The following is a 14671-nucleotide window of genomic DNA, read 5'->3' as shown; positions in this document are numbered from 1 at the left end:
ATTTATCCTCCGCGATTCATCGCCGTTTCCCCGGTTCGAGTCAATTCCAACAAACCGTACGGTCGGATGAGCTGCAGAAAAGCGTCGTTTTTGTCCGCGTCCCCCACGACCTGTACGATCATCGAATCCAATCCCACGTCCACGACGGAGCATCGGAACGTATCCGCGAGGCTTTGGATTTCGGACCGTTTCGCAGGGTCCATCCGGAGTTTGACCAGCATGAGTTCACGGCTGACGCAGGGCTTTTCCTCCAAGGGGACGACTTCGAGCACGTCAATCAGCTTCAGCAGTTGGCTGCGCATTTGCCGGATGACCGCGTCGTCGCCCCTCGCGGCGACGACCATGCGTGACCGTCCTTCCTTTTCGGACGGTCCGACCGTAATGCTCTCGATGTTGTACCCCCTTCTCGAAAACAACCCGGACACCCTCTGCAGCACGCCGGGCGTATCGTTCGCCGTGATTCCGATTAACCTTCTAGGCATGAGCGAAACCCTCCCTCAGGTCCCAAGATGATATCCTCCAGCGATTTGCCTTGCGGCACCATCGGATACACCCATTCGTCCCGGGAGACGACGAAGTCGATCAAGACGGGGCCTGGTGTTTCTAACGCTTCCTGCCATACCCGTTCGGCTTCGGCCGGCGTTTCCGCGCGCAAGCCTTTGACTCCGTACGCCTCCGCCAGCTTGACGAAATCGGGGCTGCCGGACAAGTCGATATGGCTGTACCGTCCCTCGTAGACGAGTTCCTGCCATTGCTTGATCATGCCGAGCGTCCGGTTGTTCATGACGGCGATTTTCACGGGAATGCCGTGGATAGCGCAGATCGCGAGCTCTTGCGCGCACATCTGCATGCCACCGTCACCGTTGATGGAGACGACGATTTTATCCGGGTTGCCGATCTGCGCTCCGATGGCGGAAGGAAATCCGAAACCCATCGTGCCGAGGCCCCCAGACGTCACGAGAGAGCGGGGATGACGAAAACGGTAGAATTGAGCCGCCCACATTTGGTGTTGGCCGACGTCCGTCGTGATGATCGCGTTTCCTTCTGTCGTGCGGGAGATCAGTTCGATCACGTACTGCGGCTTCAACTCAACTTCCGAATGATCGTAGCGAAGCGGAAAGTCGGCTTTCATTTTCCGCAGCCGCGAGGTCCAATCCGAGAAGTCTGCATTCGACTCATCAGGCAGCTTCCCGACCAACCTCTCCAATACCGTACGGGCATCGCCGACGATCGGGATCGAAGCCGACACCAGCTTGCCGATTTCCGCGGCGTCGATATCGATGTGGGCGACGCGGGCGCGGGGGGCGAACCCGTCCAAGCGCGCCGTGACCCGATCGTCGAAACGGGCGCCGACCGAAATCAGCAGATCGCACTCGATCAAAGCGCGATTCGCCGCGAGCGTTCCGTGCATGCCGGGCATGCCCAGCCAAAGCCCGTGTTCCGCCGGAATCGCGCCTAACCCCATAAGCGTCGTCGTGACGGGGATGCCCGTTTTGTCGACGAACGCTCTTAAAGCCTCGCATCCCTCGGATTGAATGACTCCTCCTCCTGCAAGGATCAACGGTTTCTCGCTCGCCGTGATAGCGCCGAGGAGCTCAACCAGCCTATCCTCCTGAACAACTGAATCCGACTCACTACCCAAGGAGTATCCCGGAATGTCGATCCGCTCCGGATACTCGAACTCCGTCATGGCGGCGGAAACGTCCTTCGGGATGTCCACCAGCACAGGCCCTTTGCGTCCGGTTCCCGCCAAGTGGAACGCTTCCCGGATGATGCGCGCCAAATCCTCGACTCTTCGGACGAAATAACTGTGCTTCGTAATCGGCTGCGTCATGCCGACGATGTCCGCCTCCTGGAACGCGTCCGTGCCGATCAAGTCGGTCGCGACGTTGCCCGTGATGATGACGAGTGGAACCGAATCCATATGGGCGGTGGCGATTCCCGTTACGAGATTGGTCGCTCCCGGTCCGGACGTGGCCAAGCAAACGCCCGCTTTGCCGGTCGAGCGGGCGTAGCCGTCCGCGGCGTGGATCGCTCCTTGCTCGTGCCGCGTCAGCACGTGTTTAAAGTCCGGGTTGCCGTGCATGGCATCATAAATATATAAGACGGCTCCCCCGGGATAACCGAAAACGCACTCCACACCCTCGGCCAGCAGCATGCGGAGCAGGATTTCCGAGCCCGTCACGCGTTCTTTTTCTTTCATGTTCCATAAACCTCCAGCCATCCGATATATACGTAAAGTAACATCGGAAGGGCAGGGTTGAGGCTATCCTTTCGGTTACTTTGATCGTATACTTTTAGGTAAATTGCGAGGGAGAGCGGAGGTTGGGCGGATTGCAGACGATCGGGCAGCGGATGGAGAGGTTCATGGACGATCATTTCGTCGGCCGAGCCTTCGAAACGGAATATTTCAAGCGGTTTCTCGAAGATTTGGACGATAAAACGGAACGGATCCTCAACGTGCACGGGACGGCGGGGATGGGGAAGACATACCTGCTCGACCGGTTCGCCAACATTGCCCGCGAGCTGGGGGCGCTGCCCGTTTCGGTTCGCATCGGGGAAGCGATCAACGATCCCCGCGTATTCTGCCGCATCTTGTTACAGGCGCTAGGCACCGCGGACGTCGAAGAAGCCGAACTTTCCGCGGAGCATCAAGTCATCCGGGAGATCCGCACTCAAGCGGGGAAGCGCACGATCGTTCTTGTGCTGGACGGTTACGAAGAGGCCGGAAGCCTGGACCATTGGCTGCGCTCGACGTTTTTGCCGGAGCTGCCTTCCAACGTGCTGGTCGTCATCGCCGGACGCTATTCCCTTGAAGGTCCTTGGCGGCATTCGCCCGCTTGGCGAAGACTGATCGTCCGCTTGCCGCTGGCGGCGCTCACGTACGAAGACATCCGGGCGTACTTGCGCCACGCGGGAACGGAAGATGAGGCGGCGATCGATGCCGTATGGCTGCGGACGCTGGGCTACCCGCTCGCGATGTCCCTGCTGGCGCCGTTGCCGGATGAAGCCGGGCAACCGGCCGATCTTACCCGGATCGGAACGGGGCAGACGTTCGAGGCAATGCTCGGCCATTGGCTCGACGAAGCGCCGGACGAGGAGCTTCGCGAATGGCTGTTCGCGGCTTCCGTGAGCCGCACGTTCCAGCAGGAGCTGCTGGGGCAAATGGCGGGGAAAGCCGTCCGCCTAACCCTGTTCGAACGCCTGGTCCGCCTTTCTTTCGTGAGACGCACTGCGGGAGGATGGCAGCTTCACGATATCGTTTGGGAGACGCTCCGTAAGGCGTTCCGGGAACGGATGCCGGATACGTTCGATCTCTTCAGCCAACGCGCGGTCGAGTATCGGGAACGAAAAATAGAAGAAAGCATCGCCCGCGGTGAGGACACCTCCAGGGACTTGTCCGAGCTGCTTCATTTTGCGGGGAATCCGATTTTGCGGGCTCACTATCGCCACGCCAGAACTTCTCCGCATTACCGGGAACCGCTAAGCGGCGACAACCGGGCGGAATTCGAACAGTACCTGGAGCGAAGAAAGCTCAAGCCGAGGGCGTGGAACGTGCGTTGTTCCGATCCGGCCACGGGGAAGCTTTACCGGTTCGATTTCACGCCGGAGGAGAGCCTGCTCCGCTTGTCGGTCCTCTCCGTGCGCGGTTTGCGGGATTTGCCCGAATCCGCCGTGCAGTTGCTGCGAAGCGAAGAAGGCCGGGTCATCGGAGCTTTCGCGGCCGTGCCGGTGCGGGAAAACACGTGGGCGTTCCTCTCTGCGGCCCCGGTGTCGCGGTCTTTGTTCGGTTCTCTCTCGGGAGAGAGGCTTCAACAATTGAAAGAAGCGGCCAAGCAAGGCAGAGCTTGGTATCTTTACTCGGTGGACGTCGAAAATTTGGAGAGCGATCAGCTGCGGTCGGATATCGTGGCCCATCTGTTCGATTACGTGCTTGCGGGCAGCCTGATCCTGGCGTCTCCGCCGCCGCTCCCTTACTACGAAGAAGCGCAACGGAGCTTCGGCTTCGAAACGGTGCCCGGAGCGGAGCATGACGACTACGGAACGGGGAAGCCGGCGCACACTTTCTGGCTGGATACGAGGGGCGAGAGGCTGAAAGGATTTCTGCGGAAAATGGTGGGCCGGGAGCCCGAACTTCAGAAAGCGCAACCGGCGCAATCCCCAGCTTCTTTCCCCGGCATCGAAGAACTGACGGAGCGGGAGAAGGAAGTCGGCCGGCTGCTGGCGGAAGGGCACACGAACCAGGAGATTGCCGGAGCATTATTCGTTAGCGAAGCGGCCGTCAAAAAACACGTCAATGCGATGCTGTCCAAGTTCGGGCTGAAAAACCGGACGCAGCTTGCCGCGCGGATGCTGGGGAAGAGTTAGGAGGAAGCATGGCGCTATTCATCCGAAGATTAACGATATTCGCCTGGCAGCAGGCGTTGTGCTGCATTTTTCCGGTGATCCTGTTCGCCGCGATGGCCGTCACGAAGGTCGTCGAAATTCCGTACTTCCACCGATACGACCTCATTTTACTGATCTGTATCATCGCCCAGGCCGGCATGTTGATCTCCGGGCTCGAAACGAAAGACGAATTGAAGGTCATTACGATGTTCCACCTGATCGGGCTCGGCCTCGAGTTGTTTAAGGTGCAGATGGGGTCTTGGTCATACCCCGGCGAGGCCTGGTCGAAAATCTATGGCGTTCCCCTATACAGCGGCTTCATGTACGCCAGCGTAGCGAGCTACATCTGCCAGGCTTGGCGGAGATTCGATCTGCGATTCGAGAATTGGCCGAACGGCGTCTTGACGACGGGGATGGCCGTGCTCATTTACGCGAACTTTTTCACGCACCACCTCTTGCCGGATTTGCGCTGGGTTTTAATCGCCGCGCTGTTTTTCCTTTTTCCGAAATCGACGGTTCGGTTTACGGTGGACGGCCATCACTATCGAATGCCGTTGCTGCTCTCCTTCTTGCTGGTGGCTTTCTTCATCTGGGTGGCCGAAAATATTTCGACGCTGCTCGGGGCTTTCCAATATCCTCATCAAGCCGATAGATGGAGCCTTGTGCACTTGGGCAAATGGAACTCATGGTTTCTCCTCGTCATCATCAGCGTCATTATCGTCGTCCAATTGAAAGACCTGAAACGCCGCATAGGCGAACCCGAGGCGTAAACATGAAGAAGGACGGTCCCTTGGGGTTCCGTCCTTCTTCTCCTATTCAAGTCGGATGACCGACAGTCGGGTCAGCGGGCTCGTCTGCGTCGGAACGGTAGGCGATAAGGGTAATCGGCAGGCCGGTCCGTTCGGACAGTCTGCGTTCGGTCACCTTGATCTCTTCCACGACATCCGGCTGCAGGTTGGCGAATTCGTATTCGTCCCGGCTCATTTTTTCATCCGCTCGACGATCTTTTGCTGGGTTTCCAAAATGGTGCGCTGCTTGGCGAGGATCTCTTGTTTGCGTGCGATAACCGTTTGGATGTCGGCTTTGGCCGCTTCCCATTGCTTGGCGTCCGCATGCTTCCGGAATTGCTCCCAGGCGGTCTTCTTCTGGTCGCTGAGCGTGTGGATGTTGTTGCGCGTCGTTTTCAGCTCCAGGATCAGATCCTTCACGTCGGCCTTGAGCGCTTCGCGCTTCGCTTCGGGAAGCTTCTGATGAGCGGACCGGATGGCCTCGCGCTGCTGCTTGAACTGCACGAACAACTCCTTCTGCTGGGCTTTCAGCTGCTCAAGCTGGTTTTTGTAGCTTTGAAATTCGGCCGGATATGCGGCCCAGTCCGCTTCGGGCTGTTGGCGATCGAACGAGCCGCCGCCGTGGTGGTGATGGCCTTCTTCGGGATGCGCGGCCAAGGCTGAGCCGGCAGGCACCGCCAGGATCAGGCTCAACCCGAACAGGGCGGCCATAGTCGTCAATCGAACAATACGCATGTCGTGTTCCTCCCAGTTGTTGGATTCCATGTTAGTATGGGGCCAAAAAATCGGGATTAAACCATCCACGCCGAGCTTACGCGGTTATAAATGTCGGAGGAAAGGGAAATTTTATAAGCAACTGTGACAAAGTTGTTACGGCGGCAACTTCGGACTTGCAAGGCGCACTCCCAAAAGCTAACATAGATGAAGAATGGGTAGGTATGCGATACCGGAAAATTTTCGGATTCCTTGAAGGAGGTCCCACCATGACGTACCTGGCGGAACAAGCGGCAGAATCGGCCAGCACTTTCCAAACTTTCGACATCTTCATGGTGCTGTTTACGATCCTGATCGTAATCGGCTTAGTGAGACTGCTGCTGACGCGGCCTCGCAAAAACATGTTCGCCATCGGATTTGCCGTGGTCGCCCTGATCATATTCGTGGTCGCGGACGCTAAAATGATCAGCGGCTGGTAACAAGCGAATATAAGCGACGAAACGGGCCCGGGAGCTTGATGCTTCCGCGGCCCGTTTTTTTTTATGTTTTCTTTTGACGAACCTCAGAGGCTATTCCCGGTTTTTGTAACATATGGTAGAGTTATAGAATGCTCGAATTAGAAAAAATTTCCGATTGGAGAGACCCGATTTGATCAAACGGCATCGCAGAAGATACATCACGGCCCTGTTTTTGACCCTGGCGTTATCCGCAGGAAGCACGGTTTCCGCGGCGACCGCCGTATCCAGCGGCGTTTCGCTGGATGCCACGGTCATTAAGGGAGAGGTTTACGTCAAGGCTTCCTCGTTGGTCGCCCAGCTGGGCGGCACCGGAACCTATGACAAATCTTCGAAGAAGTACACGTACAACCCGGATTCTTTGGTGCCGGAAGTCGTGAAACGCGTATCTCCCTCGGTCGTGGCGATCATCGGCAAGCCGGACGACGCGAACGCGGACAATCGCTTTTCCCTCGCTCACGGGACGGGCGTCATCGTGAAAAGCGACGGCTGGATCGTGACGAACGCGCATGTCGTGCAGGACATGAAGCGCATCGTGGTCGTCACCGCGGACGGGAAGGAATTCGAAGGCACGCGCAAACAAATGGACGTCACGAGCGATCTGGCTCTCGTGAAGATCGATGCCAAAGGGCTGAAACCGGCGACATTCGCACCCTCGCCGCTGAAGGTACAGGTGGGAGAATCCGTGATCGCCATTGGCACGCCGGTTTCATTCTCGCTGAGAAATACCGCGACGGTCGGCGTCTTGAGCGGCATGAACCGTTCGGTCTCGTCATACTACAACCTGCTTCAGACGGACGCCGCCATCAATCCGGGCAACAGCGGAGGCCCGCTTCTTAATCTGAAGGGCGAGATTATCGGCATCAATTCGATGAAGTTCGTGGACGTGGATATCGACAGCATGGGTTTCGCGATTCCGGCCGATACCGTGCAATATGTTCTCAACAATTTTTATAAATACGGCAAAGTAAAGCGGGCTTCCCTCGGTATCGATCTGGAGGAAAGCTGGTCGGCCGTCATCGGACTGCCGACGGAAGACCCGATGACCGTGACGGCCCTGTCGTCACCGAATGCCGAGAAGGCGGGCATCCGGGTAGGCGATCAGTTGTATGCCGTCGCCGGAAAACAAGTATCGACGATGGTGGAACTCAATGAATTGCTGAAAGCTTATTTGCCTGACCAGAAGGTGACGGTCACCCTGTTGTCCGACGGGGATTTGGTGAACCGCGAAGTGACGCTCTCGGCAAGTTTGGCTCAATAACCCAAGAAAACGGAAGGTGCCGACTTTAAGATGAAAAACAAAATCGTGGCTTTCGCCCTCATCCTCTCCCTTTTATTCGCGTTCGCATTGCCCGCCCAAGCGGAGCAGGCGGCGACTCTCGACATTAAACTCAAAATCGGAAGCAAACAAATGACGGTGAACGGCACCGCCTCCACCATTACGGCCCCTTATCTGACGGGAAAGACGCCGATGGTCCCTCTGGCCGTCATTACGAAAGCGCTCGGGGCCAAGCTGGCTCTTAAAGGCGCGAAAACGATGACGCTGACCTATCTCAAGCATACGGTGGTCGCCACCATCGACAGCAAATCCGCTACCTTCGACGGGAAGAAAATCACGCTCCCCGCCGCCCCGGTATCGAAAAACAATGTCACGATGGTTCCGACCCAGGTGATCGAAGGTCTTGGAGCGAAAGTCGTATATGCTTCTTCGACCAAGGAAATCCGGATCACCGTGGCGGCAGCCCCGGCCGGATCGAATCCGGGAGCGGGTTCGGTCATCGACAGCGACGCCGGCAAATCCAAGATCGGGGACAGCTACTACTCCTGGTCGATGAACTACCCGACCGGTTTGGTTCAGGATTATCAATCCGATAATGGAGATACCCTGATCTTCCGCGATATCAAAAAAGAGTATTACTTGGGGATTTTCGTCACGGCAGCGAAAGATCCGATGTCCCCGGAAGATAAACGCACCGAGCTCTACAAGCACTTGGAAGGCGACGAAACGGTCGTAGATAAACAAAGCCTTCCGGGCCCGGTATGGCCGTATGAAAAAATAACGACCAAGATGAAAGACGGGTTCTACTACGAATTCCGCGGGCTCCAGTACAACGGCTATTTCTATGCCGTCATTTACGGGAAGAAGGCATCGAGTATCGCGGAGCTGCGGAAAGAAACCGGCATTCTGGACAGCTTCAAGCCGATCTTCGACAGCACGGACAAGTCGCTGAAAAATCTGGCCAAAGTCATCGGCCAAACGAAAACCCTGACAAACAAAGAGTACGGCTTTTCCGTTTCACTGCCGAAGGAATGGAGCATGGACGCGGATTCCACGACTCCATACGCGACGACGGAGGACGAGGATGCCTATCTGTGGATGGACGTCACTTCTCTCGTGGCCGGCGATACGGTAGATGCATGGGTCGACCGCAGGAATGCGAAATTTGAACAGACGTTCATTACGGAATACCGCAAGCCGACCGAGAAGAGCGATGTCGTCTGGAACGGCATTCCGGCCAAAATGCTCAAGATGTCCTACTCCTTTGATACCCAAACGTGGTGGGAGGAGTACGAGATTTTCGCGATCCAAGGCAACTACCGGTACTACACGGAATTCGCTTATCCGGTGAACAAGAAGGACGCCAATTTCCCGTTGCTCCAGTCGATCCTCAATACGATGAAAGTCGATTTTAAAGTCATTGAGAACAATTTCGGGAATATACCGGACGAGAACGATATACGGGATCTGACCCAAACTTCCGTGAAGACCAGTACCAAATACAAATACAGCGTGACGGTACCGAAAAACTGGCTGCTGCTGAACGCCGACATGGAACAGCAGGTTACGGGCTTCAGGTTTAGCGGCGGCAGCTTCGCCGTATTCGCGTACGATGTCCCGGATCCGCAAAGTACGATGGAGGCAGCCCGTCAATCGATTCTGGATAAGTATTCGGGGAAAGACAAAATCAAGATCGTCGAAGACACTCGGGTTACTTTTGCCGGCAAACCGGCGATCAAGTTGGTCCTCGAGGATACCACCAACATGGATAAGTCGCCGAACCGGGAAACCTCCTATATGTTCGAAAATAACGGAACCGTCTATGTCGTAGAAGGCCTTTATTATTTGGCCAACGGCACCGATTTCATCAAAAAGCAGCTGGAGACGGCGATGAACTCGTTTACCCTGAACGGATAACGGAATAGAACGGAGACCATCATCGCAGCCGGGACGCCGGATCGCGATGGTGGTTTTCCTTTTTATGCAGCCCTACAGGTTCCGCTTCCCATGGTCCCGCGGGTTCGCGTTTGGTATACTAAACGGTAATGACGCCGCGTACAGCGGCTCTTGGAGGTATTTAGAATGACAGACCTAGCCGCGAAGCGGCGTGAAGATATGGAGCTGCTGGCTCCGGCCGGAGATTGGGAATGCCTGCGTGCCGCCGTGGCCAACGGCGCGGACGCGATTTTCTTCGGCGTCGAGAAGTTCAATGCCCGGGCTCGAGCCCACAATTTCCAGAGCAACGAGCTGCCGGAAATCATGAAGTTTCTTCACCGATATGGGGTGAAGGGCTTCTTGACCTTCAATATCCTCGTCTTCGAGGACGAGCTCCCCGAAGCGCGGAAGGTTGTAGAAGCTTGCATCGACGCAGGCGTGGACGCGGTGATCGTGCAGGACCTCGGTTTGGTGCGAATGATCCGCGAGATTTCCCCGGATTTCCCGATTCACGGCTCGACGCAAATGACGATCACGTCACCCGAAGCGGTGGAGTTCGTGAAGCCATGGAACCTGGAGCGGGTCGTGCTCGGCCGCGAAAACAACCTGAAGCAAATCCGGCAGATCGGCGAGCAAGCGAAGCTGCCGATGGAAGTGTTCGTGCACGGAGCGCTGTGCGTTTCCTATTCGGGCCAGTGCCTCACCTCCGAAATGTGGGGCGGCCGCTCGGCGAACCGGGGCGAATGCGCGCAGGCGTGCCGTTTGCCGTACGATCTGATGGTGGACGGCGTTCATCAGCCTATGGGAGACATCGCTTACCTGCTGTCGCCTAAGGACCTCGCAGCCGTCGAGCTTGTGCCGGAACTGATTCAAGCGGGCGTCACTTCGTTCAAAATCGAAGGCCGCTTGAAAAGCCCGGAGTACGTGGCGAACGTGGTAAGCAAATACCGCAAGGCGATCGATAAGTACTTCGAAGGCGACGAATCCGATCCGAGCCGCGAAGAAATGCGGGAGCTTCAGCAAAGCTTCTCACGCGGGTTCACGCATGGATTCCTGGAAGGCACCAACAACAAGCAGCTCGTCGAAGGTACGTTTCCGAAGAGCCGCGGCGTCTACCTTGGACGCGTGGAGAAAATCCTTCGCGACGGCGTCGTCTGCAGCCTCGACGCTCCGCTGAAACGGGGAGACGGCATCGTGTTCGACGCCGGGGATCCGACGAAGAAGGAAGAGGGCGGGCGCGTTTACGATATCCGGCGAAGCGGCGTGAAGCTGGAAGGGGAAGCCCCGGAAGGCGACCGCATCGAAATCGTCTGCGGACGCAACGACGTCGACCTGACCCGGGTGCATGAAGGCGACCGCATCTGGAAGACGAGCGATCCGGCACTGGACCGCCGTCTCCGCTCGACGTTCGAGACGGAGAAGCCTTATCGTACATTCGGCGTGGCCGTGTCGGTGTTCGGCCAGGAAGGCTCGCCGATGCGCACGATCTGGACCGACACCGCCAAAGGCACGACCGTGGCGGTAGAATCCGAAATGCCGCTGGAGCGGGCGGAGAAGCGCCCTCTCGGCCATGAAGTGCTGAGCGAGCAGCTCGGACGTCTGGGCGGAACGCTGTTCCATCTCGAGCGGCTGGACGTTTCGCTTAAAGGGGACGTCATTGTTCCGATGCGGGAACTGAACCGGATGCGGCGGGAAGCCGCGGAGCAACTGGAACGGCTGCGGGAACAACCGCCGGTTTACGTGAAGCACGCCGTCGACGAATTCGCGGACGCCGGTACGCCCGCTGACCGTCCGGAAGCGGACGACGTCCGGCTGACGGTGCTGTGCCGGAACCTCGAACAAGTACAAGCCGCGGTGAAAACCGACGCGGCCATGATCTACGCCGATTTCGAGTTCATCAAGCAGTTCCCGGACGCCATCGCCGCTTGCCGCGAGGCGGGCAAGCCGATCGCTCTCGCGACGCCCCGCATCCACATGCCGGGCGAGAACGGCTACCATCGGAATATCCTCAAGCTGAAGCCGGATGCCGTGCTTGTCCGCAACACGGGCGCGCTTTACTTCTACTTGAAGGAACGGATGGAGAACCCGGATGCGGACCATCCGCAGTTGATCGGCGATTTCTCGCTGAACGTCGCCAACCACAAAACGGTCAATCTGTTCCGGGAAGCCGGGTTGGATTGGGTTACGCCTTCCTACGACTTGAACATCCAGCAGATGTACGACATGCTGAGCCGGACGGATACGTCCCGGTTGGAGGTCGTCATCCACCAGCACATGCCGATGTTCCATACCGAGCACTGCGTGTACTGCACGTTCATGAGCGAAGGGACCGACTACACGAACTGCGGACGCCCATGCGAGCAGAAACGCGCGTCCCTGCAGGACCGGATCGGCATGTCGCATCCGGTGCGGGTGGACGAAGGCTGCCGCAACACGGTATACAACGCCATCGAGCAGTCGGGCTCGGAATATTTGGACACGTTCCTCGATTTGGGCGTCCGGTCGTACCGGGTGGAATTTTTGGAGGAAAACGCGGACAAGGTCCGCGAGGTGCTCACGCTGTACCGTTCCGCGATCGACGGTCGGATCGGCGGCTCGGAGGTGTGGCGCAAGCTGAAAGCCATTAACCAGCTCGGCGTCACGCGCGGGCAATTGATCAAGAAATAAAGAAACGAAAACGGATAGAGGTCTCAGGTGCCGGCGCACTCGAGAACCCTATCCGTTTTTTATTTCGATCCCGATTGGCGAGGGTGGTACCGGGACACCCCGAGCGCCGTGTTGTCCCAAAGCAGGGCTTCGACCGTCTCCCATTTGCCTTCGTCGCACGCGATGATGAGTACCGCTTCCGAGGTGATTTTTTTCGGATCGCCGCCGAACTTGCCCATCTTTTTTCTCACGACGGCGTACTTGATCAAGAAACCGAGGATCAACCCGAAGCAAGCTCCGATGATGCCCCACAGGATGGGCCCCCAGGCCAGCACGAACCCGTAGATGGCGCCGAGCAGCATGAACACCGTGCCGAGCACCGCGGCCAAATCCAGCATCGAATGGCCGTCGGCCCGGTGAATCGTATCCATGATCATACGCGGTTCCTTCCGCTTGTCGAGAGGTACCGCCAGAATGTGCTGTTTCGGAATCCCTTTTTGCTCCAAAGCCGTAATGGCCAGCTCCAGGAAAATCGATTGCTCGAATGTGGCGATTACGTACATGGCGATTCACCGTCCGGCAGAGGCATGGGAAAAGCGGGGTCCTGGTAACGCTGCCTCAAGTATTTGGATTGCTCTTTTTCGAACAGCTTGTTCAGCTCTACCGCCGAGATGTAAGCGTCGTAATAGATGAAGGCGAACATCGAGGGCAAATATAAGGTCCATTGCATGTTCAACACCTTTTTGGCAAGCTCGAAATGTCCTGTGGCGGTATATTGGATGGCCAGCGGGATGTTCGACATCACGATGAGGGAGATGGTGGCCCCGAAAATGAAAAAACCGGTAATCACCTTGTGCACGTACAAGTGGCCGACCCCAGGCGCCAGCACGGACCAAACCAAAGCCAACACGGGGTTCTTCTTGTCCAGGAAATTGATGTCGGTTGAGGCGAATTTAAAGGCTCTCAGGGGAGTGTCTTCCCTGTCGGCGAGCAGGTACTGCTTGTTGAGGTCCACGGTCAACCGGTAGCTGTCCCAAATATTATATAAATATATGCTTACATATAAAATTAACCACCTTTCGTCGAGGAGTTGTTTTGCCCGCTCGAAATCACCCAGTAAGGTGTACAGAATCCCTGCATTGATATTGGATTTCGTATTGATGAACACTTCCCAGCCGATGAAGATGAACGCAACAAGGTACCTTTCAAGCATGAGGTAGCCGAAACCGGGAAAAGAAAACGAGAAAAATGCGATGATCCAAGGGTTCCGTAAATGGAGTTGAGTCGTTCCCAAAGCGGACAAGTAAGCCCGGGAGCGCCGTTCGGATGGCTGCCCGTTCACACGTTTTCCCTCCTCGGCAATCCTTGGATGGCATACAGGAGCATCGTGTAAAAGCTGTTCATAATCAAGTAGATGGGGAAGGAAAAGAAAATCCCGTATCCGTTTTTGTAATGAAAAACGCCGGCCAGGACAGCCAATCCCTCCAGACCCGTCGAGATCAGCCCCCAAGCAATGATATACAGGGGCACGTGGGCGGGTCTGATCTTCCATTTATCCAGACAGTAAGCGTACAAATAGGAGAATGGGCTGTACATCAGATACGTGAGAAAGTCCATCCATTCGTAACGGGAAGCGTCGTTGACGTCGTAAAAGTCGATGGGGTAAACCGAGATCGTATGATCCAGGAATAAGCCGCCGAACAGCCCGAAAATGAAAAAAACGGCCGACTGCTTCATGGGGAACCGGCGCGGCAGCGAGAAAGTTACGGCTAGTCCGGCAATCAAGAGCAATATGACGAACCATTCGTTGGCGTTAAACCGATGGTCGTATACCAAGTTCCGCATGGCAAACTCCTATTGGGTGATGAGTTGGTACCCGCGCTTCAAGGCCAAGGAGACCAGCATGAGCAGCAGAAAAAGCAAGAACGTATCGAGAGAGGTCCAGTTTGCGTATTTGGCGATTCCCCAATTGTGACCCAGCCAGAGAACGACATTTAACGCCGCCAGGACGGACAGCGAGCCTAACCAGCGGGTCAACGCGGTCCGGCCCTCGTGGAAGAGGTTCACGAATAGCAGGAGCAAGATGGGAAAGGTGATCGCCCGGCCGACCAATCCGCAAATATAGAGATCCAAGCGGTCGTTGAGCACGAGGCGTTGGAGGTCGAGGCTTAAAATGGTGAAAAGGCTTCGTTCCACGATAAATATGGCGAAGTAAAGAAACAGGTTATCCATGGTCGGGAGCTTGTTCGGAAGAGCCGCGAAAGCCGCAATGGAGAGGGCAGCCAGCAGGCAGAAAAGAAAAACGGCCAAAGCGTTCACCAACCCAAGCAAGGTGGACGTGCTCTCCTCAGTATCTGCCGGAAACGGAATTTTACACCTTAAGGCAGTTCGTCCTATAATAAGGGGAT

14 protein-coding genes are annotated in these 14671 nt (G+C 56.6%); 6 read left to right on the top strand and 8 right to left on the bottom strand.

What is annotated here, in order from left to right:
* Positions 1-2 precede the first annotated feature (2 nt).
* Both ilvN and ilvB read right to left on the bottom strand, forming a co-directional pair.
* Positions 3-482 (bottom strand): acetolactate synthase small subunit, encoded by a 480-nt coding sequence (gene ilvN / locus EAV92_RS16965; protein ID WP_123042185.1) that lies wholly within the window; start codon positions 480-482, stop codon positions 3-5.
* A complete protein-coding gene (ilvB, locus tag EAV92_RS16960; RefSeq protein ID WP_241158299.1) occupies positions 467-2203 on the bottom strand; it encodes a biosynthetic-type acetolactate synthase large subunit in 1737 nt (578 codons plus the stop codon). The genes ilvN and ilvB overlap by 16 nt, the downstream gene beginning before the upstream one ends.
* A 122-nt stretch (positions 2204-2325) precedes the next feature.
* On the opposite strand from ilvB, the gene EAV92_RS16955 reads away from it, so the two are divergent.
* Positions 2326-4368: a LuxR C-terminal-related transcriptional regulator gene (locus tag EAV92_RS16955; RefSeq protein ID WP_123042183.1), complete on the top strand. Its 2043-nt coding sequence runs from the start codon at positions 2326-2328 to the stop codon at positions 4366-4368.
* Positions 4369-4376: 8 nt separating this feature from the next.
* Complete coding sequence (locus tag EAV92_RS16950) at positions 4377-5156, top strand: DUF817 domain-containing protein (RefSeq protein ID WP_123042182.1); 780 nt, start codon at positions 4377-4379, stop codon at positions 5154-5156.
* A 46-nt stretch (positions 5157-5202) separates the two neighbouring features.
* Here EAV92_RS16950 and EAV92_RS24590 read toward each other — a convergent pair whose 3' ends face one another.
* Both EAV92_RS24590 and EAV92_RS16945 read right to left on the bottom strand, forming a co-directional pair.
* Positions 5203-5370, bottom strand: coding sequence for a hypothetical protein (locus EAV92_RS24590; RefSeq protein ID WP_164472820.1), 168 nt, complete (start codon positions 5368-5370; stop codon positions 5203-5205).
* Positions 5367-5909, bottom strand: coding sequence for a hypothetical protein (locus EAV92_RS16945; RefSeq protein ID WP_164472819.1), 543 nt, complete (start codon positions 5907-5909; stop codon positions 5367-5369). The genes EAV92_RS24590 and EAV92_RS16945 overlap by 4 nt, the downstream gene beginning before the upstream one ends.
* Positions 5910-6157: 248 nt before the next feature.
* Here EAV92_RS16945 and EAV92_RS16940 point away from each other — a divergent pair, with 248 nt between their 5' ends.
* The 4 genes from EAV92_RS16940 (at position 6158) to EAV92_RS16925 (ending at position 12284) form a co-directional block, all read left to right on the top strand.
* Complete coding sequence (locus tag EAV92_RS16940; protein WP_123042180.1) at positions 6158-6367, top strand: hypothetical protein; 210 nt, start codon at positions 6158-6160, stop codon at positions 6365-6367.
* Positions 6368-6536: 169 nt separating this feature from the next.
* The gene (locus EAV92_RS16935; RefSeq protein ID WP_241158298.1) at positions 6537-7664 is read left to right on the top strand and encodes a S1C family serine protease; all 1128 of its coding nucleotides are present in this window, start codon (positions 6537-6539) and stop codon (positions 7662-7664) included.
* A 30-nt stretch (positions 7665-7694) separates the two neighbouring features.
* A complete protein-coding gene (locus EAV92_RS16930; RefSeq protein ID WP_123042179.1) occupies positions 7695-9599 on the top strand; it encodes a stalk domain-containing protein in 1905 nt (634 codons plus the stop codon).
* Positions 9600-9764: 165 nt separating this feature from the next.
* Positions 9765-12284: a U32 family peptidase gene (locus EAV92_RS16925; RefSeq protein ID WP_123042178.1), complete on the top strand. Its 2520-nt coding sequence runs from the start codon at positions 9765-9767 to the stop codon at positions 12282-12284.
* Positions 12285-12343: 59 nt separating this feature from the next.
* Here EAV92_RS16925 and EAV92_RS16920 read toward each other — a convergent pair whose 3' ends face one another.
* The 4 genes from EAV92_RS16920 to EAV92_RS16905 are packed head-to-tail and all read right to left on the bottom strand — an operon-like array spanning position 12344 to position 14594.
* Entirely contained in the window at positions 12344-12826 is a 483-nt protein-coding gene (locus EAV92_RS16920) for a hypothetical protein (protein WP_123042177.1), read from the bottom strand.
* Positions 12817-13605 (bottom strand): hypothetical protein, encoded by a 789-nt coding sequence (locus EAV92_RS16915; RefSeq protein WP_123042176.1) that lies wholly within the window; start codon positions 13603-13605, stop codon positions 12817-12819. Before EAV92_RS16915 ends, EAV92_RS16920 begins: the two co-directional genes overlap by 10 nt.
* Positions 13602-14108, bottom strand: a complete 507-nt coding sequence (locus EAV92_RS16910; protein WP_123042175.1) for a hypothetical protein — start codon at positions 14106-14108, stop codon at positions 13602-13604. The genes EAV92_RS16915 and EAV92_RS16910 overlap by 4 nt, the downstream gene beginning before the upstream one ends.
* Positions 14109-14117: 9 nt before the next feature.
* On the bottom strand, positions 14118-14594 hold the full coding sequence (locus tag EAV92_RS16905; RefSeq protein ID WP_123042174.1) for a hypothetical protein: 477 nt from the start codon (positions 14592-14594) through the stop codon (positions 14118-14120).
* Positions 14595-14671: the final 77 nt, after the last annotated feature.

Source organism: Cohnella candidum (assembly GCF_003713065.1).
Taxonomy (GTDB): domain Bacteria; phylum Bacillota; class Bacilli; order Paenibacillales; family Paenibacillaceae; genus Cohnella; species Cohnella candidum.
The sequence above is the reverse complement of the archived record's forward strand: the minus strand, read 5'-3'. Positions and strand labels throughout refer to the sequence as shown.